The 20,051-nt window shown below is 31.5% G+C and carries 24 protein-coding genes; 1 reads left to right on the forward strand and 23 read right to left on the reverse strand.

The features are described from left to right. Positions 1–32: 32 nt before the first annotated feature. Both selD and G9F70_RS17885 read right to left on the reverse strand, forming a co-directional pair. On the reverse strand, positions 33–1,061 hold the full coding sequence (gene selD, locus G9F70_RS17880) for a selenide, water dikinase SelD (protein ID WP_164944483.1): 1,029 nt from the start codon (positions 1,059–1,061) through the stop codon (positions 33–35). Between the two features lie 75 nt (positions 1,062–1,136). Then, positions 1,137–1,826 (reverse strand): helix-hairpin-helix domain-containing protein, encoded by a 690-nt coding sequence (locus tag G9F70_RS17885; RefSeq protein WP_164944484.1) that lies wholly within the window; start codon positions 1,824–1,826, stop codon positions 1,137–1,139. A gap of 149 nt (positions 1,827–1,975) precedes the next feature. On the opposite strand from G9F70_RS17885, the gene G9F70_RS17890 reads away from it, so the two are divergent. Next, positions 1,976–3,259, forward strand: a complete 1,284-nt coding sequence (locus G9F70_RS17890) for a D-alanyl-D-alanine carboxypeptidase family protein (RefSeq protein WP_164944485.1) — start codon at positions 1,976–1,978, stop codon at positions 3,257–3,259. 51 nt (positions 3,260–3,310) lie between these two features. Here G9F70_RS17890 and G9F70_RS17895 read toward each other — a convergent pair whose 3' ends face one another. The 21 genes from G9F70_RS17895 to minC all read right to left on the reverse strand — a co-directional run bounded on the left by G9F70_RS17895 (position 3,311) and on the right by minC (position 19,793). After that, positions 3,311–4,252, reverse strand: coding sequence for an RluA family pseudouridine synthase (locus G9F70_RS17895; RefSeq protein ID WP_164944586.1), 942 nt, complete (start codon positions 4,250–4,252; stop codon positions 3,311–3,313). A 7-nt stretch (positions 4,253–4,259) separates the two neighbouring features. Then, on the reverse strand, positions 4,260–4,643 hold the full coding sequence (locus G9F70_RS17900; protein WP_164944486.1) for a RidA family protein: 384 nt from the start codon (positions 4,641–4,643) through the stop codon (positions 4,260–4,262). Positions 4,644–4,712: 69 nt separating this feature from the next. Beyond that, a complete protein-coding gene (locus G9F70_RS17905; protein WP_224617654.1) occupies positions 4,713–5,975 on the reverse strand; it encodes an LCP family protein in 1,263 nt (420 codons plus the stop codon). Between the two features lies 1 nt (position 5,976). Continuing rightward, positions 5,977–6,552 carry a bis(5'-nucleosyl)-tetraphosphatase (symmetrical) YqeK gene (yqeK, locus tag G9F70_RS17910; RefSeq protein ID WP_164944487.1) on the reverse strand — a complete coding sequence of 192 codons (576 nt, stop codon included), beginning with the start codon at positions 6,550–6,552 and terminating at the stop codon, positions 5,977–5,979. Between the two features lie 49 nt (positions 6,553–6,601). Continuing rightward, positions 6,602–7,204, reverse strand: coding sequence for a nicotinate-nucleotide adenylyltransferase (gene nadD / locus G9F70_RS17915; RefSeq protein WP_164944588.1), 603 nt, complete (start codon positions 7,202–7,204; stop codon positions 6,602–6,604). A 191-nt stretch (positions 7,205–7,395) separates the two neighbouring features. Then, positions 7,396–7,686, reverse strand: a complete 291-nt coding sequence (yhbY, locus tag G9F70_RS17920; RefSeq protein WP_124998243.1) for a ribosome assembly RNA-binding protein YhbY — start codon at positions 7,684–7,686, stop codon at positions 7,396–7,398. Between the two features lie 77 nt (positions 7,687–7,763). Further along, positions 7,764–9,047, reverse strand: coding sequence for a GTPase ObgE (gene obgE / locus G9F70_RS17925; RefSeq protein WP_164944488.1), 1,284 nt, complete (start codon positions 9,045–9,047; stop codon positions 7,764–7,766). Between the two features lie 66 nt (positions 9,048–9,113). Continuing rightward, positions 9,114–9,650: a Spo0B domain-containing protein gene (locus G9F70_RS17930; protein ID WP_164944489.1), complete on the reverse strand. Its 537-nt coding sequence runs from the start codon at positions 9,648–9,650 to the stop codon at positions 9,114–9,116. A 53-nt stretch (positions 9,651–9,703) separates the two neighbouring features. Beyond that, entirely contained in the window at positions 9,704–10,015 is a 312-nt protein-coding gene (gene rpmA / locus G9F70_RS17935) for a 50S ribosomal protein L27 (protein WP_124998249.1), read from the reverse strand. A gap of 4 nt (positions 10,016–10,019) precedes the next feature. Beyond that, positions 10,020–10,352 (reverse strand): ribosomal-processing cysteine protease Prp, encoded by a 333-nt coding sequence (locus tag G9F70_RS17940; protein ID WP_164944490.1) that lies wholly within the window; start codon positions 10,350–10,352, stop codon positions 10,020–10,022. A 2-nt stretch (positions 10,353–10,354) separates the two neighbouring features. Next, positions 10,355–10,666, reverse strand: coding sequence for a 50S ribosomal protein L21 (rplU, locus tag G9F70_RS17945; RefSeq protein ID WP_164944491.1), 312 nt, complete (start codon positions 10,664–10,666; stop codon positions 10,355–10,357). A 141-nt stretch (positions 10,667–10,807) separates the two neighbouring features. After that, entirely contained in the window at positions 10,808–12,250 is a 1,443-nt protein-coding gene (locus G9F70_RS17950; protein ID WP_164944492.1) for an Rne/Rng family ribonuclease, read from the reverse strand. 21 nt (positions 12,251–12,271) lie between these two features. Further along, positions 12,272–13,012, reverse strand: a complete 741-nt coding sequence (locus tag G9F70_RS17955) for a TIGR03936 family radical SAM-associated protein (protein ID WP_164944589.1) — start codon at positions 13,010–13,012, stop codon at positions 12,272–12,274. Then, positions 12,963–14,816, reverse strand: a complete 1,854-nt coding sequence (locus G9F70_RS17960) for a TIGR03960 family B12-binding radical SAM protein (protein WP_164944493.1) — start codon at positions 14,814–14,816, stop codon at positions 12,963–12,965. The genes G9F70_RS17955 and G9F70_RS17960 overlap by 50 nt, the downstream gene beginning before the upstream one ends. A 204-nt stretch (positions 14,817–15,020) precedes the next feature. Next, a complete protein-coding gene (locus tag G9F70_RS17965; RefSeq protein ID WP_164944494.1) occupies positions 15,021–15,881 on the reverse strand; it encodes a M50 family metallopeptidase in 861 nt (286 codons plus the stop codon). Between the two features lie 29 nt (positions 15,882–15,910). After that, positions 15,911–16,297, reverse strand: coding sequence for an endopeptidase (locus tag G9F70_RS17970; protein ID WP_164944495.1), 387 nt, complete (start codon positions 16,295–16,297; stop codon positions 15,911–15,913). A gap of 172 nt (positions 16,298–16,469) precedes the next feature. Then, a complete protein-coding gene (locus tag G9F70_RS17975) occupies positions 16,470–16,841 on the reverse strand; it encodes a methylglyoxal synthase (protein ID WP_124998265.1) in 372 nt (123 codons plus the stop codon). Between the two features lie 20 nt (positions 16,842–16,861). Then, positions 16,862–17,965 carry a rod shape-determining protein RodA gene (rodA, locus tag G9F70_RS17980; protein WP_411956025.1) on the reverse strand — a complete coding sequence of 368 codons (1,104 nt, stop codon included), beginning with the start codon at positions 17,963–17,965 and terminating at the stop codon, positions 16,862–16,864. Between the two features lie 98 nt (positions 17,966–18,063). Beyond that, on the reverse strand, positions 18,064–18,327 hold the full coding sequence (gene minE, locus G9F70_RS17985; protein ID WP_124998269.1) for a cell division topological specificity factor MinE: 264 nt from the start codon (positions 18,325–18,327) through the stop codon (positions 18,064–18,066). A gap of 12 nt (positions 18,328–18,339) precedes the next feature. Next, positions 18,340–19,146 carry a septum site-determining protein MinD gene (gene minD / locus G9F70_RS17990; protein WP_124998271.1) on the reverse strand — a complete coding sequence of 269 codons (807 nt, stop codon included), beginning with the start codon at positions 19,144–19,146 and terminating at the stop codon, positions 18,340–18,342. 14 nt (positions 19,147–19,160) lie between these two features. Beyond that, a complete protein-coding gene (gene minC / locus G9F70_RS17995) occupies positions 19,161–19,793 on the reverse strand; it encodes a septum site-determining protein MinC (RefSeq protein ID WP_124998357.1) in 633 nt (210 codons plus the stop codon). Positions 19,794–20,051: the final 258 nt, after the last annotated feature.

Here is a 20,051-nt window from a genome sequence, read left to right on the forward strand (position 1 = left end):
CACCATAAGCCTTTTAGTATGGAGTGTTTTCTTTACTCCACAATTATATATTTATCTTGCAAAGGAATTACTTCTCCAATAATTTGTGATTCTAATTCTAACTCATTTAACCTACTCATAAGTTTTGTTGCCTCAGCTTTTGTGCAAGATACTAAAAGACCACCTGAAGTTTGAGGATCAAATAATATATCCTCTAGCCACTCAGGTATGCTCCTAAGTTCATATTTACCCTCTATGTATGCTTTATTGTTATAGCTACCTGCAGGCACTAGTCCCATCTTTGCATATTCTTTAGCTTCTTTTATGTATGGTATATTTTCTTTAAATAATTTGAAGCTTACATCTGATCCCTTAGCCATTTCATAACAGTGACCCATAATACCAAAGCCTGTTATATCCGTACAAGCACTTATCTCATGCTCCATAATGATTTCTCCAGCATATTTATTTAAAGTACTCATAACCAAAACTGCAATGTCATAAGCTTCTTTTGAAGCGATTTCAGCTTTTATTGCAGTATTAATTATACCAGTACCCAAGGGCTTTGTTAAAATTAGAAGGTCCCCTACATTGCAGCCGTAATTTTTAAGCACCTTATCTGGATGTACTATACCCATAACAGATAGACCGTATTTAGGTTCATCATCCTGTACTGAATGCCCACCTATTACTATTGCTCCAGCTTCTATTACTTTATCTGCTCCACCTTTTAAAATTTGTCCAAGTATATCTATATTTAAACAATTAGGAAAACATACTATATTTAAAGCGAGCGTTGGTTTGCCTCCCATAGCATACACATCACTTAATGAATTTGCTGCTGCTATTTGCCCAAAGATATAAGGGTCATCTACCACAGGTGTAAAAAAGTCTAGGGTTTGAATTACTGCAATTTCATCGCTTAATTTGTACACCGCTGCATCATCTGAGGTTTCAATTCCAACAATTAAGTTTTCACTTTCCATTTTAGGTAATTTATCTAGTATCTTCGCCAAGGCCCCTGGCCCTATTTTCGCTGCTCAGCCAGAGGTTTTTGATAGTTCTGTAAGTCTTTTTTCCATGTTAAAACCTCCTCGTAGTTCTCTGTAATTAGTAATAATTATTACTAATTCTTCAAGATAATTTTATACCATTAGTCACTTTATGTCTACCTTATCTATAAATTTACTTAAGGTCTTTTCTCCAATACCATCTACTTTTCTTAACTCCTCTACAGACTTAAATCCTCCGTTTTCTTCTCTATATTTAATTATCCCATCCGCTTTTGTATCTCCTATACCTGTAAGAGTCTTTAATTCTTCTTTATTTGCAGTGTTTATGTTAACAATATCCTTCGCTACCTTAGAGCTTGAAACCATAGAATCATTGCTTTTACTCTGTGACTTTTGCAGCTTATCTGCCTCACCCTTTTTATAAATCACAATACAATCTTCATCCTTTAGTCTTTGAGAAAGATTTGTAGCATAAAGGTCTGCATCTAGAGTAACACCTCCCGCTAGCTTTACAATGTCATTCACCCTACTTTCCTTTTTTATTTCATAGACCCCTGGACATGCTACCGCACCCTTTATGTCCACTTTAATATTACTATCTTCTACTGTATTTGATTGAAGTGCTATATTTGATTTTATAGCTGTATTTGATTTAGTAGCACTTTTATTTGCATCTTTTTTTTCTGAAGCTTTATCAGTTTCTACAAATATATCTTTATAATCTTTATCCTTAATAGATTCTTTTGGACCTGACATTGTATATCCAACAATTATAAATACAATGCTTATACATAGAATAACTATAGACCCAATTATTTTTTCTTTATTTTTCATAATTTCTCCTTTCCATCCTCAGTAATGGGAAACAATCACTAATTTATTTTACCTTCATATATAAAATTATTGACAACTTTTCGTAAATACTGTCGCTAAGAAAGATTTATTTTGATATAATGTAAGTATTGAAAACTGGGAGGTAATTTATGAGGAAATTAATTACAATAATATTCGCATCATTTTTTTTGCTTTTTAATGTATCCCTAGCGGTACAAGCATTAGTAACTCCACCGGTGGCATCAGCTGATAGTGTAGTTTTAATGGATGCTACTACAGGTAAAATACTTTATGAAAAAAATAAGAACTCTGCTTATCCCCCAGCTTCCACTACTAAGATAATGACTATACTTCTAGTCTTAGAAAGATGTAATTTAAGCGATGTGGTAACTGTAAGCAAAAATGCGGAGATGGCTGATGGTTCAAAAATATATCTATTTGAAGGCGAAAAGATTACTGTAAAAGAATTGTTATACGGATTGATATTAGCTTCTGCTAATGACTGCGCTGTAGCCCTGGCCGAGCATGTAAGTGGCTCCACAGAAAAATTTGCATTACTTATGAATGAGAGAGCAAATTCACTAGGTTGTAAAAACACTAATTTTGTGAATCCTAATGGCTTATATAATGTTAATCATAAAACTTCAGCCTATGCTTTAGCCTTGATTATGCAAGAACTTACTAAACATGAGGAATACAAAAAGATAGCCACAACTCCTTCATATGCAATGGCATCAACAAATAAATCCGTGGAAAAACGTCCTCTTTGGAATGGTAATAGGCTAATACACAAAGGCGACCAATACTATTATGAGAATTGTGAAGGTGGAAAGACAGGCTATACTATCCAATCTCAACATTCTTATATTGCCGTAGCTAGTAGAAATGGTCAAAAGCTTATAGTAGCTCTTGTACACGACTCTAAAAAAACTTTTTTTCCAGACAGTATAAAACTATTAAACTATGGATTTGATAATTTTGAGCTATTTAAATATTTTAATGTAAATGATGAAGTATCAAAAGTAACTTTAGATGATGGTACATTGATTCCACTGCTTGCATCTCAAGATTTTTATATTGTTAAAGCTAAAAATTCAACGGAAGCTTCAACTCCAGTTATTAAGACTGAGGAAAAAAATTTAAAACCCTCTTCTATTCTTAAAGGTGATAAAATAAGTAAAGCAACCATTACTTTTGATAAAGATTCTTACAATTTAGATTTGTCTAGCGGAGTAAATTATTCTAAACCTTCTTCCCCAAACAATGGTTTTTTAAAAGGTGATTCAAAAAAATCGAAAAGTTCTGCACTTTTAATAAAATATTTTGCTATTATCATTGCAGTATTAATAGTATTTTTTAGATTAAGTCATATAAGAAGAAGAAAAAAAAACAAGTTAAGGAAATTTGCAGACAATATAAATAGTAAAAGATAAAACATAAAAAAGCACTAGGGTCATACTAAATAGTATAAACCTAGTGCTTTCTTATATTTCACTTTCATCTTTTAGTTTGCTTATTAACTTCACTATATCATCCGGAAGCTGTGACTGGAGTATAAGTTCATCACCAGTTCTTGGGTGAGGAATAATTAATTTATAAGCATGAAGTGCCTGCCTCTCAATATAATGACTTTCAGATTGTCCATAGAGACTATCACCATAAATTGGATGTCCGATATGACTTAAATGAACACGAATCTGATGTGTTCTACCAGTTTCCAAAATCAATTTTAAAAGGTCACCATTTTTAAAAGAATCAATAACTTCATAATGAGTTATGCTTCTTTGTCCTTCTTCCCACACTTCTCTTTTTGCACCCTCTTCATTGGGTTTTCCAATAGGCAAATCGATAGTACCTGACTTATTTTTCATATTACCATGTACAACCGCCATATAACTCTTCTCAAAGGTTTTGCAGTTCACGTCTTTACTTTGCAAGTCTTTACTCTGCATATCTCTCGCTAAGGCCATATGTGCAAATTGATTTTTTGCAATTATTATAAGACCTGAAGTATCCATATCCAATCTACTCACTAGCCTAACAATGCACTTTTCATTTCTTTCTTTAAAATAATATGAAACTCCATTAGAAAGTGTCCCAAAGGGATATCCCTTCGTGGGATGAACCACTATACCCGGACTTTTATTTATAACTATAAGATCTATATCCTCATATATAACATCTAGGTCCATCTTCTCTGGTTCAATGTTTTGATGCTCATTACTCTTCATGTCAATTTCTATTTTATCATTTGAATTTATTCTATGATTTAGCCTAGCAACTTTATCATTTACACTTATTTTCCCACTTAGTCCTGAGCTTTTTAAAAATCTACTAGATAAATTCTCTGTATACTTTAAATAATCTCTTAATTTAACTTCATGAATACCTTCCTTAACAACATATGTTAATTTATTAGTGAGCAATAATTTATTAGTCGGCAATCGCAATTACTTCTATCTCTACTAATGCATCCTTAGGAAGTTTTGCTGCCTGAACGCAAGATCTAGCTGGTGGATTTGATGTAAAATATTGTGCATATACTTCATTCATATCAGCAAAATCATTCATATCCTTTAAGAATACTAGAGTTTTTACTACCTTATCTAATGATGTTCCTGCTTCTTCTAATATAACTTTTAAATTTTCTAATGATTGTGCTGTAGCTTTTTTTATATCATCATTTATGAATTCTCCAGTAGCCGCGTTTATTGCAAGTGATCCTGAAGTATATACCATATTTCCAACTTTTACTGCTTGAGAATATGGTCCAAGAGCTGCTGGTGCTTTAATTGTGCTTATAATCTGTTTTTCCATTTTTTCTCCTCCTCATAACTTTAGATAGTGTTAAGACTATCTTTATATAGTGTTTATAGGTAAAAAATATTAATACATGTATTCATGGTCTTCACCTAACAAGACTATTATATCAAATTTTTCCTGTGTTGACGATAAAAACTCAATATTGTCTATTTTAAAATCTTTTATTAGAGCAGTTTTTATATCGTTATTGCTATTGTATACTAAAATCTTAGATTTACTAGCAGTTTCACCATTTTCTGTTACAGGTTTATTATAGCCTTTTCCAACTAAATATTTTGAAAAATCACTAGCCAGGCCTGATTTTTTAGTGCCATTAATTATCTTTATTCTAAGTTTTGACTTATCAACATATAGCGCTTTATTATCATATAATTTTGAGATAATGGTCTTATTTTGAGCTTCATTATATACTAAATATGATTGACCATTTATTAGCTTTAAATCACCCTTTATGGTATCCATAGATAACTGTCCCTTATTACTTGCAAATATGTATCCATATTTAATTATATCCTTAGCTTCCATATTAGTTTCTGCAGAGCTTTCAATTGCTTTTAACATACCTGGAATCTTAATTACTATACTTGGGCTTTTTATTTTATCCATAATTTTACTAATAAACATATGTTGGTTTTCTATTCTGCCTAAATCTCCATCTGCCAGGCCAGTTCCATCATTGTTTTTTCTCCATCTAAAAAATTCTTCAGCTTTTTTACCATCTAAATGAATTTTACCTTTTTCAAAATGAATGCTTAAATTTTGAGTGGGGTCATCATAATTCATGGTTCTTTTTATATCAATATCCACTCCACCTATAGCATCGATAACTTTCCTAAAGCCTTCATAATTAATTTTACCGTAATAGTCAATGCTGATACCTAATAGCTTTTCTACGGCATCAACAGTATAAGTCACGCCACCAATAGCATGGGCAGCATTAATTTTTTGGTTTTTGTTATTTATTTTAATTAGAGTATCTCTAGGAATAGAAACCATACTTATTTTTTTATCTTTTGCATCATAATGTGCGAGTATCAGTGTATCTGTCCTCTTAGGGTCATTGGCATTTGTAGCACCAGGAGTACCTACATCTACGCCCATGACCAATATGTTACAAGATTCTCCATTCTTAACTATTTGTTCTACTTCACCCTTACTTAACTTAGATCCTACGCCTTTTTTAGATAAATCAACTGCACTATTATTAAAACTAGATAAATATAAATATAAACCTGCAAAAATTAATATAGCAGCTGTCACCACAAAAACAATGGTACCAATTGCAATTTTTTTATAATTTACTTTTCTTTTTGTTTTTTTCTTCATCTTACCACCTTCTATTTTTACTTAATAAATAATTTCTTGCGTGAATTGTATCTATATGTAATAATTCCTTTTGACTCATAACATAGATAATGGTATTTTCAAGAGACTGCATTACTGCTGCATCTAAATTCATCAAACTTAAGGTTCTGAGTTCCTCTACACCTTTGAACTTTCTTAATGGCTCAATGTAATCTGATATATAAATTATCTTTTCTAAAGTACTCATATTTTTTCTACCAGTAGTGTGATAGCGAATAGCACTTAAGATATTTTCATTTTGGATTCCCATTATTTCTCTAGCTATTATGCTTCCAACTAATCCATGTAAAATTGATGGGTTATTTGTATATATTTCGTCTATATGTATTTCATGCTCACTAGCTATTTTTATAAGCTCAGTGCCCTTTACATTCTTAGCACAGTCATGAACTAATCCTGCAATTCTTGCACTTTCTATATTTTCTCCAAATTTAGCTGCGAGAGTTACTGCAGTTTCACTAACACTTAAACTATGTTTCAATCTGCCTTCACTTAAATTTGTATGCAAATAATGGAGCATTTCTTTCTCATTCCACATTTAACTCCTCCTAATATTCATCTTTTGCAGAAGATAATTACAGATGGTTTTATTTATATAGATTGTTTACATGAATAATTTCCTCTACACCTCTAGGCAAAAGATAATTAACTTGCCTACCCTCTTTTATATTATTCCTAATATGCGTGGAAGATATGTTTATAATTGGCATATCAATATAAATTATTTTTTTATTGAACTTTTGTTCTATATAGAGCTTCTTTTTCGCAACTTCCTGCGCTGTAAATCCTGCCCTATTATAAACTACAATCTTACAACCATTCAAAATCTTCTCTACGTTTTTCCACTTATCTAGCTCCATTAAACTATCTACGCCAATTAAAAAATACCATTCTATATTACGTTGCAATCTGCTAAAAAGTTCAACAGTTTCATAGGTATAGCTATTTTCTTTTTTATTTATTTCATAATCACTTATTTCAAAGTCGACTTCAGATTCTATTGCCCTTTTAACTAAATCATATCTAATTTGAGCATTTGTAATTTTTTTATTCTTTTTATGTGGTGGATTTCCTGCAGGCATGAATATAATTTTATCTAAATGTAAATTGTATAATGCTTCATAGGCAATATGAATATGCCCGATATGAATTGGATCAAAAGTTCCTCCAAAAATGGCTTTTTTCAATATAACACCCTCTTTATTTTCTAATAAGGTATCAAAACAAACTAATTTTTTTAGCAATCACTATACTAGCTTCGGCTTACAGCAACGGCTTACAGCCGAACATACTGATAGCATGTTTTTCATGGACAACTTGGAAAATAATAACACAAAATATGATTTTCCATAGAGGAAAAAGCATGTAAAATTACATGCTTTTATGGTAATTCAATTGTAGGCTTTTTTAAAGACCTTTTATATAATACGCATTTGCTACCAATAGTCTGAACTCCTTCAGCACCTATGGCCTCACAAATTATATCTGATGCTTCTCTAGCAGTTAGTCCACTATTATTTAGAACTTTAATTTTAATAAGCTCTCTAGATTCTAGTGCCTCATTTAACTGCTTTAAAAAATTTTCTTCTACTCCTGCTTTTCCAAGCTGAAATATTGGTTGTAATGGATTTGCAAGGGTTCTTAAATAACTTCTTTGCTTACTTGTAATCATAATATCCTCCTAGTTTGAGCAATGATCAATTTTTAATGATCAATGATCAATTGTGGTCATTGGTCATTTGTCATTGATTATAATAAGAATTCAAATTCAAAGTTTTGTAATCTTACTGAATCCCCGTCTTGAATTCCTTTTTCAACTAGTGCATCAAATACTCCCTTATTTCTTAATACTTTGTGGAAATATTTAAGAGAATCCGGTTCATTTACATTTACAGCATTTAGCAATCTATCAACAAAGCTTCCTTCAACAACAAAAATTCCTTCTTCATCTACATTAATAGTGTAGGTAAATCTCTTTTCTTCTATTATGAATTTATCTTCATCATTTATTACCAGTTCTGTAACGGGAATAGTAGATAACATTCTTGCTGCCTCTTTCATCAGTGCTTCTATTCCTTGACTTGTAGCTGCAGATATTTTAAATATTTTACTATTATCGTATCCCATTGCGTTTAATTTTTTCTTAAAGTTTTCAAAGACTTCATCATCAAATAACATATCACTTTTATTGGCAGCTACTATTTGTGGTCTATCCCATAGTTTAACATCATATTTTTTAAGTTCTTCATTTATCTTTATAAAGTCTTCTACAGGGTCTCTACCTTCAATTCCTGAAATGTCAACCACATGAATAAGCATTCTAGTTCTTTCAATATGTCTTAAAAATCCTATTCCAAGACCTACTCCTTCAGCTGCTCCTTCAATTATTCCTGGTATATCAGCCATAACAAAACTCGGTATGCCTTTCACATTTACTACTCCTAAACTTGGTTTTAAAGTGGTAAAATGATAATTAGCTATTTTAGGTGTTGCTTTTGAAACTACCGAAAGCAAAGTTGACTTACCTACATTAGGAAATCCTAGTAGCCCAACATCAGCAAGTAGCTTAAGTTCAAGCTTAATCCATCTTTCTTCTCCTGGCATTCCAGGTTCAGCAAAGTTTGGCGCTTGCCTTGTAGGTGTACAAAACTTAACATTACCTTTTCCGCCTTTTCCAGCTCTGCAAATTACAAAAGTTTGACCATCATGTGATAAATCACACATTATTTTATCTGTTTCTGAATCTCGTACAATTGTACCCATTGGAACTTTTACATACAATTTTTCTCCAGCTTTTCCGTAACATTTAGATCCAGAACCCTGCACTCCATTTTTTGCTACGAATTTTTTTGAATATGAAAAGTCTAATAAAGTTGTCATACTAGCATCAACTACCAGTATTACATCTCCACCGTCTCCACCATCTCCACCATCCGGTCCACCCAGAGGTATATACTTTTCTGTTCTAAAGGAAACTGATCCATTTCCACCATTACCTGATTTAACAAAAATTTTGGCTGTATCAATAAACATATATTTCACCTTACCTTAGCGCATTTTCTATTTTGTATTTTAATCTATTAACTAAACTCTAATTTCTTAGAATATTAATCTATAAGCTATATTATTATCAAAATCACATCTATAAATTTTAAAACCATCTATCGCCATATCTATTTGCTGCCATTCATCCATCCAACTTATTTCGCCTAACATGGCTTCATTATTGGCAAGGAGTAAACTTTCGCCTAATTCATCTTGAAATATATAAATATATACAAATTTTTGATCAGTAGCTTCTATCTCCATAAATATAGTGTTAACCAAATCATTTTTTTTATTATATTCATTTTCAAAAATTTTATTTTTAAAATTACTGATTTCAATATCTATTTCCACTTTAACTTCATTTGCCCATAATTTTTTAATGTTATTCTCAAGGCATAGTGAAAATCCATCATCTTGTAATTTGTAAATTTCACTAATAGTTTCATTTTGCTTAGATAATCTATCTATATATTCTAATGCACCTTGAGGTCTTTTAATCTGCAAATAACCATATATAACCTGAAGATCATTCATAAAATCGTGTCTTTGTTTTCTAAGTAAGCTTATATAATTTTCTAATTCATTCATTACTATCCTCCGAAAGAGAATTTTAAAAAAGCACCCTTTAAGGGTGCCTTAAACTATTCAGCCATTGCAATTGCTTCTACTTCTTGATCAACAGGATAAACGCTTGCTTTTTTCTTCATTTTTCCCATTCTTTCGAATTTTACAACTCCATCAACTTTAGCGAAAAGAGTGTCGTCTCCACCTATTCCAACATTTGTTCCTGGATGGATTTTTGTTCCTCTTTGTCTTACTAAAATATTACCTGCAAGAACGAATTGACCGTCTGCACGTTTAGTCCCAAGTCTTTTTGATTCACTATCTCTACCGTTTCTTGAGCTACCTACTCCTTTTTTGTGAGCAAATAACTGAAGGTTAATAACTAGCATAGTATCACACCTCCTCTGTTTCTAGTTTTATATAGTCACCATAAGTAATTTCTATACTTTTAAGTCCAAGCATCATTGTTTCTAATAAAACTTGACATCTTTCAATATCTTCCAAAGTTTGATTTTCCAAATTTATATTCAGAAATCCATCCTCTATATAATACTTCACTTTAATTTTCAAAACTTCCTCAATCCCAATTACTGTAGTTTGAGAAATTGCTGAAATAGCAGAACAAATTAAATCTACACCTAATTGTTCTTCTTTTGGCAAAGCATGACCTTTTATTTTAAAAGAAACTATTTTACTTGCTCTTCGAACAAATTCAACTTTAACCATAATTAAGCTTCAATCTTCTCAATTTGAATCTTAGTATATGATTGTCTGTGTCCTTGTTTCTTTCTATAATCTAACTTTCTCTTGAATTTGAAAACTATAACTTTTTTAGCTTTCCCTTGTGCTAATACTTTAGCAACAACTTTAGCTCCTTCAACTAGAGGTTTTCCAATTACTAAACCCTCTTCCTTGCCTACTGCAAGAATATCTCCAAATTCAACTGTTGTTTCAACTTCAGCATCCAATTTCTCAACGAATAAAACGTCTCCTTCTTGAACTCTGTATTGCTTTCCACCAGTAAGTACTACTGCGTACATAAAATACACCTCCTTGATCCAGTCTCGCCATCCCAGGTACATACCACTATATGATTTCTATAATCAAGTATGTTTCATAACCTTGTGTGAGCGGTCTACAAAAGCCATTTTAACATATATCTACACCTTTGTAAAGCCTATTTACCCATATATCTTATATGTCTGCAAATTTCTTATTTGATTTGCAAAAATTAGCGACTCCACTTTGAATTTTTCTAAGTGAGGTATAAAATTCACGTAAACACTATTTTCTAGTGCTCCTATTTGCGTTGCAAATTCTAAAACGTCCTCCATGATATCCTTTTGGTAAATTCCATCAATTTCTATATATATATCTTTTATGCCCTGTTCTTTATGAATCTTAGAAATTTCATTTTTTATCAAAAACTGAATATAGGATAATTTAACCCTACTGCTTTTACCAAGACAATGCTTGCAAGGTTCCTCAATAAACTCATATATAGACTTTCCGCGCCTACGCCTTGCAATTTGAACTAAATTCAGTTGCGTAAAGGGATAAACTACAGTCTTATTTTTATCGTCTGCAAAGCCTATTCTTAGAGTATTTAGTATGCTTTTCCTAACCTCTAAATCTTCAATGTCAATAAAGTCTATTATAATGATTCCACTTAAATTTCGGAGTCTTATTTGTCTTGCAATCTCGTCAGCTGCCTCAATATTAGTACTTTGTGCAGTCTTCTGCAAGGAATGACTCTTAACATTCTTTCCAGAATTAACATCAATTACATACATTGCCTCAGTTTTGTCAATTACAATATTTCCTCCACATTTTAATGATATCCTATGATTTCTTAGACTCAGTATTTCTTTTTCTATTCCGTAATAATCAAATAACATTCTACTTTCTTTATGAAGCTCAACCTTTACTGAGATATCAGACCTGTGATCTGTAAATTTTTTTGCGTATTCAAAATCACTTTCATTATTTAATACTATTTTAAAAGTGTTTTTATCTAAAATATCACGTAGAGTTCTATTTATTGCACCAGCATCGCTAAATAGCAAAATAGGATTCCTTGAATACTGAGCATGATTTATAACCCCTTTGTATATTTCATACAATTCCTCAACTTCATCATTTAGAACGCTAAGGTCTACATCAAAGGCATTGGTCCTAATCATAACCCCTACATCCTCTGGTTTATTTAATCCACTAGTTACCATATCTTCAAAATCACTATTGTTTATCTTTTTAGAAAAACTTATGTCCTTATTCATGTTTACAATTACAGAATATATTCCTGCAATACCAAAAGCACTAGTAACTTTTGCTCCTTTTTTATCTATTCCCTCTTTTAAAATTTCAACTATTATTTCGTCGCCTTTTTTTATCTTTGTATTATTAAACTTTTCATCTAAATACATATAACAATCTTTATTGTGCCCAATATCTATAAAAGCACACTTAATTGCTGGAACAATATTTTTTACAACACCCTTATATATTTCTCCAGGGATAGGACCACTTGAATCCTCTTCTATGAAGCATTCCTTTAATTTGTTATTTTCTTTTATAGCTATTCTTAGAAATTCTTCTTGTCTTTCAATATATATTTCTTTCACTTTAACTCAGCTCCTGTTTTACTAATTTTTAAAAAACTCGCTAAGAGTGACTAATTTATCGTCTTTAGTTCCATACATTTCTTCTCTCTCTATATCAACAAAAGCCTCTTTATTGATATAAGAAGTATTTCCCACAATATAATCTGCCAGTAGCTGCGCTGATAAATTATTGCGACTTCCACAAGCAACAAGCGTTCGGATAACAAGTATAGAACCCTCTACCTCATATTCGAATTTATACACTAATGGTTTTATATTAACCATTTTTTCACCACTTTTTTTACTAGTCTTAATAATGTTCCATTCGCTTTTGGCAAGGAGGCTTTGTAAAATCTCTAATCCGTCCTCTTCCTCCGTGCACTTTAGTTTAATTGTATATTTTGCAGCATCTATAGTTGCCATAGCTTGTGACGGTTTTTTCCCTTCACCAGGAATAACTTTTACCACGTCTAAAATTTTGATTCCCCTGGGCGAATTATCATTCATTTTATCCATAATATATTTTTCGTCGTTCTCACAATTTAAAACTACATCCATGTATTCTCCCCTAGAATATGTTCCTACAGACAATGGCTGTGCAATAGAAACTGCCATGTGAGGATTAAAACCTTTTGAGTATTCTACTGGAAGTTCCGATCTTTTAATTATTTTTTGTAGGGTTCTCATTAAATCTAAGTGAGCAATAAATTTTATCTCACTGTCTTTAGTATACTTAATTAGATAACGCACTATGGAAACACGTCCCTTCTTTAAAATTAACATTAACACCGCAGTCTGTACATCCTAGTTTACAATTTTGTGTTAATTCTGCTTTTTTAGCTTTTTCATTTTCTAAAATTAAGTACTCTTTATTCACTCCAATATCTATGAAATCCCAAGGAAGTATCTCATCGTAACTTCTCTCCCTGTAAGCATAGAAACTACCATCCACGTTGCATTCCTCCATAGCTTCCTTCCATATTTCAAAATTGAAATGCTCAGACCAACCATCGAATTTTGCACCTTTTTCAAAAGCCTTTATTATAACATCACAAATTCTTCTGTCTCCTCTCGCAATAACTGCCTCTAGATATGAAACTATAGATTCATGATAGTTATACGTAACTGCCTTACTTGTTATAGCATACTTAACTGCTTTAATTTTTTCTACTACCTCATCCATGGTACTTTGCGGTGCCCATTGGAAAGGTGTAAATGGTTTTGGTACAAATATAGCAGAGCTTGTAGTAACCCTTAGTCCTCTTTTTCTTACTTCTTTAGGAATTTTAAAGTATTCTCCTGCGACCTTATCTGATAACTCTGCAATACCACGTACATCTTCAATAGTTTCATAAGGAAGCCCCACCATAAAATAAAGCTTTATAGTTGACCAACCGGAAGCAAATACGCTACTAGCTGCTTCTAATATTTTCTCTTCTGTAACACCCTTGTTTATAATATCTCTCATTCTTTGGGTTCCTGCTTCTGGTGCAAATGTTAAGCCAGTTTTTCTTGCCTTTTGTATTTGATTTATTAAATCCACAGAAAAAGAATCTATTCTAATGGAAGGCAAAGATACGCTGAGGTGGTTTTCTTTGTTTTTTTCCATAAGAGTAGCTATAAGGTTGTGTATATCTGAATAATCACAAATGCTTAGTGAACTTAGTGATATTTCTCTATATCCTGTACTTTTTAGTAGCTTATCTGCTGCCTCTACAAGAGTATCCGTAGTTTTTTCTCTTACCGGTCTATATATCATGCCCGCTTGGCAAAATCTACATCCATTGGTGCATCCTCTAAAGGTCTCGAGTATTACTCTATCATGTACTATTTCTATATATGGAACTACCGTTTCTTCTGGATAGGCAACCTTATTAAAATCTGCTACGAACCTCTTTACAACGCTATTTGGCACATCTGGGTATTTAGGCTTAAATTCACGAATAGTGTTATCCTCGTTATAAGATACCTCATATAATGAAGGCACATATATTCCTCTTATTTTAGATATTTCTCTTAGAAATTCTTTTTTCTTCCCTTTTCCTTTGTACTTTTTATAAACATCTAACACGTCATTCATTATTTCTTCGCCTTCACCAATCTCAAAAAAATCCACTATATCATGTAGTGGTTCTGGATTATAAGCACAAGGACCCCCAGCCATTATTATAGGTTCCTCTTCGCCTCTCTTTGAGGCTCTTATGGTTATACCTGACATATCTAGCATATTAAGTATATTAGTGTAACTCATCTCGTATTGGAGAGTAAACCCTAAAAAATCAAATTCATTTAGTGAGTCTTTACTCTCTAGTGCATACAATGCTATATTATTTTCTCTCATTTGTTTTTCCATGTCTGGCCAAGGAGCAAAAGCTCGCTCGCAATAGGTGTCAGCCCTAGAATTTAACACATGATAAAGTATTCTGCTTCCTAAATGGGACATACCCACCTCATATACATCTGGAAAGCAAAAAGCAAATCTTATATCCACACTTTCTATATCTTTATAACAACAATTAAGTTCTCCGCCTACATATCTGGCAGGCTTTTCAACTTTAAATAAAATATCATCAGAAATTTTGTTCATAGAAATCCCTCCTGGTTTTTTCACTAAGGCAGCTAATAATTGCATCTAAATCTACCTTACCTTTCTTACATTATTTTATTTTAACACATGAAAGTTAAATCTCAAAACGAAAATTATATTTATTCATCTCAAATAAAATAACTAGTGAATATATCAGTCTTTAATAAACTGATATATTTACTAGTTATTTTTTAAGATTCCATTTCATAGTGTATTTTTCCCTTTCTTAATATCAATGTATGAAAGTAAGCTTATATTTCCATAAGCCTTTATTGCCTGAATTATTTCTTCTTCATATAAAATTTCTAGCACAGCCATATTTTCATCGAGTACCGTAAATAAATTATACTTATTCTTATCAACCATTCCGAGAGCCGATAATAAATCCTTTTTATAAAAAATAGATATACTTCTATTCTCTATATATCCTCTCTTTATAAATCTGTATTTTTTCTTAATAATATAGCCCATAATCAAATATACTATCCTTTCCTTCTCTTTAATTGAAGATATTAAAATAAATATAGAAATTAGTCCTAAATTGAAATTACTCTTATTTGCTGCAACACTTACAAAATATATGAACATGAAAATACTTCCAAGGATCATGCTAACCCTAACAGAAATTTCATTAGCCTTTCTATATATAGTTTTAATACTAAGTATATCCCGAAGGACCCTTCCCCCGTCCAGTGGAAAGGCTGGGATAAGATTAAAAATACCTATAGCTAAATTACTACTATATATTAAATGCAAATAAGGTCTATTAAAAAATATAAATAAAATATAAAAAACAGCTGCCAGTATTAGGTTTAATAAAGGGCCTGATAGTGAAATAATTATATCCTCTTTAGCACTTGCCTCGTCTAAATCCTTAACCTTAAGTACGGCCCCTATAGGAAGTATTTCTATATCAAAACCCGAAAACCCCAAAATTCTGGCAGTTAAATAATGCATCAACTCATGGATGAACACTAGAAAAAAGGCTATTATAATTTCTCCTTTAAACCCTAGTATCAATAGCAATATAATGTACGGCAAAAACAATTTACTTATTCTTATCAATTAATCCCCCATAGTAATTACTAAAATAATCAAAGCCCAATGTTTTTATTATTTAACTCATTTCCACTTAAAATTACGCTCTTAATCTTCTCCATAAAATTTACTGTAATAATTTCTATATCTTTTATTTTAAAACCCTTGGCCTTATCTATTAATATACTATAATCATATTTTTTATTTATTACTTCCTTTGAATAATTATAAACATATTGAGTTTTAGTCGTAACTACTACTTTGCAAAGTAATACAATTATAAACAATGTAAGTACGCCAATAAGTTCCCTTGTTAATCTCTTTATATAGAAATTCCATATTCCACCTTGCTTGTTACTTTCACTGGCAAAATTATTTGTGCCCCTTTGTTTTTTAGCCAAATTATTATAATAGCTTTGATACTGCGTATTATAATTGCCCATTTTATCCTCCTAATTCATTATTTTACTATTTATATATATTTAAAATTATCCATTTATATTACATATTATAAGTAAAAATAAAAAGTATATATTTATGATTTAAAAATAACAAGCACTGCAAAATATGCAGTGCTTACTGCAGAATATGCAGGGCTTGTTATTTTATGTTGCTTTATTCACGATTTCTTAAACTTCTCATCAAAACTTCCGCTGTCCCTAAATTTGTGGCAAGTGGAACACAATGGACATCACACAATCTAAGAAGTGCTGAAATATCTGGCTCGTGGGGCTGTACTGTAAGTGGATCTCTTAAAAAAATTATCATATCCATTTCCCCTTGTGCTAGCTTTGCACCTATTTGCTGGTCGCCTCCCAGCGGTCCTGATAAAAATCTACTAACGGTCAGTCCCACTTTTTCAGTTATTAACTTTCCTGTTGTTCCCGTTCCATATAATTCATGCTGCATTAGTGTATCCTTATAACGATTTGCAAAGTCAATAATATCTTCCTTTTTTTTATCATGTGCTATTAGTGCTATTCTCATATTCTCTCCCCCTAATGTTATTAAAAGTTTATTTTCTTTTTCCTCATACCTACATTGAGCACAAGTCCTAGCGACATAAAAGCTGTTAAAAGCGAGCTTCCACCATAACTCATAAATGGCAAGGTTATTCCTGTGATAGGCATAAGACCCATGGTCATACCTATATTTTGCATTATTGAAAATAATAAATTAGAAATAAATCCTACGCATATTACAGTTCCAAAAACATCTTTAGAATTTTTTGCTATTTTTATTAATTTATATATAAGAAGTCCATATAAAAGTATTAATACTAACCCACCAACAAGTCCCCATTCTTCTCCCAGTACCGCAAAAATAAAATCTGTATGATTTTCTGGAACAGAATTAAATTGAATTCCTTTTCCGAAGCCGCGACCTAGAATCCCCCCTGAACCTAAAGCAAGTTTTGATTGAATAAGCTGAAGCCCATAAGTTAGTTCAGATTGCTCAGGATTTAGAAAAGATGTTAGTCTTCCTTTCCAATAAGTTTTCATAATTGGTGAATTCCAAACCCCTACAATTAGCAATATAATTGAGGTTATCCCCCCGATTATAATTTTTTGATCCAGTCCTATACAATAAAATATCCCTAGTACTATAAAAAAACTAACCATAGTCATTCCCATATCCGGCTGAATAATAATTAATGACATTGGCACTGCCGCATAAAATATTAATATAAATAAATTTTTAGGATCATTAATTTTACCTTCCATGTCATCTAACTTCTTAGCTAGTATTATTATCATACCAATTTTAGCAAATTCTGATGGTTGTATAGCTATGCTACCAATTTTTATCCAAGAATTGGCACCATTGGTAATAGTTTTAAAAACAAAGTCACCAATTATTAGCAATAAAATCCCTGCCCAATATATTATAATAGCGTAATTTTTAATTAAAATATAATCAAATATTAAAATAAGATACACTGTTATAAGACCTAATATCAGCCACGCAATTTGCAATTTAGGATAATATGATCCTCTAGTGGCACTATAAATATTTAAGCAACCAAAGATCACTATACAAATTGCATATATAATTACACTATAATCCAATTCTCGTAAAAGTTTTTTATTAAGCTTTAGGTTCTGTAAAATTTTCATGCTTTGACCTACCTCCATCTCAAATATGATTATATCATATTGCAAAAAAAAAGCTATGCATAAGTTGTTAATTATACATAGTCTTTAATACCTTATCTTTTTATTTTTTTTATAGGAATATTGGCTACTAGTGCAGGCGAGCTTCCTTCATATTCTTCCGTTGTTGTTAGTCTAACTTCAATTTCTCCGGTTTCTATTTCAGCATATTTTGATATTACCTTTAATATGTCACACTTAATCATTTCTAAAAAATCAGGTGAGAAATCTGCTCTATCATGTATCAAAATTAGTTTTAATCTATCACTGGCAATATCTTTTGAGAGATCCTTGTTAGAAAACATTTTAAATAAATTCATTAAAGTTCACCCCTATATTCCCTTAAATATTTTTTTTAGAGAAGCAAAGAATCCCATCTCACTACGTGATGATCCATCTAGTGTAGCATATGGTACTTCCTCTCCCATTATTCTTTTAGCAATGTTTTTAAAAGCTATACCAGCCAAAGAATTGTCATCTAAAACAATTGGCTCCCCTTTGTTAGTTGAAATGGTAACCTTCCTATCATCTGGGACAATTCCTATTAATTTAATTGCCAGGCACTCTATAATATCATCTACAGAAAGCATATCTCCACTTTTTGTCATCTCATAGTTTATTCTATTTATTATAACCTCATGTCTATCTAAACCCTTAGAATCTAATTTTCCAATTACCCTATCTGCATCTCTAATTGAAGTAAGTTCTGGATTAACCACTATAATAGCTCTATCAGCCCCCACTATAGCATTTTCAAAGCCTTGTTCTATACCTGCTGGGCAGTCTATTATAACGTAATCAAATTCTTCTTTTAATTCATTTACTACGAGTAGCATATCTTTTATATTAACATCATTTTTGTCTCTAGTTTGAGCTGTTGGCATTAAATACAAATTACTAAATCTTTTGTCTTTTATTAGTGCTTGCTTTAGTCTGCATCTTTTTTCAATAACATCTACTAATGTAAATACTACTCTATTTTCAAGTCCCATTAGCACATCAAGGTTGCGAAGTCCAGTGTCTCCATCAATAACTACTACTTTTTTGTCCATAGATGCAAGAGCTGTTCCAATATTCGCTGTGGTAGTTGTTTTACCTACCCCACCCTTACCCGATGTTATAACTATAGCTTCTCCCATGTTCATTACCTCCATTAAATATATTTATTCTCTAAATACGGTTCCACAATAATATTTCCGTTTTTAATTTTTGCCACCTCAGGATATTGAGGCCTAAGGTTGTCTTCAGGGGATCTTGTGACAATACTTCCAATCTGAAGTATTTGAGGTTCTAGCTTCAATGCTGCAATTATAGCTTTTTCATTACCAGTTGTACCTGCATGCACCACTCCTCTTAAATTACCAAGAACAATTATATTTCCTGCTGCATATATTTCAGCTCCTGGGTTTACATCCCCAACTATAACTATATTACCAGGATAATTTATACTTTGTCCACTTCTTATGGTTTTTCTCAAAAATTTAGTTTTCCCCTCATATATACCTGTAAACAGCCTAACCGTGGATTCATCTTGATCCTGAAAAATACAATCACTAATTAAAAATTCATCGAATAATATTTCTTTTAATTTTATGCTTTCTTTTTCATTTATGTATTTAAGTTCAGTAGTGATTTTCAAAGTACTTCCTTTGTAAAATTTCTTCCCTTGTGAAAGCTTCTTAACTAAAGACTCTAACATATCGTCAAAATCACTGAAATGATTCATATTTATAACTACATTTAATCCCTCTTTATTTCCCTTAATTACTATTTTATCTGTGACCATCATTTTAACCTCCTAGCTCTGCCCTGCGGTTTATGGAAGACTCAAATAAATACAAAATCCGTATGCGAGTCTATTCTAGCCTTGTTTATTTTCATGTGTCTAAATCAGTTATTAATTGTTCTATCCATAATTGAGCTTAAGCTAATATTTCAACATATTATGGTTGAATTCCTGCTTAATTTCAATATAAATATATTTTTTTTATTTTTTTAATTACTTTTACTATTTAAAGTGAATTTTCCTATGATTTTTATGTTC

It is taken from the genome of Clostridium sp. FP1, assembly GCF_011065975.2.
In the GTDB taxonomy this organism is placed as follows: Bacteria; Bacillota; Clostridia; order Clostridiales; family Clostridiaceae; genus Clostridium_AD; species Clostridium_AD tagluense.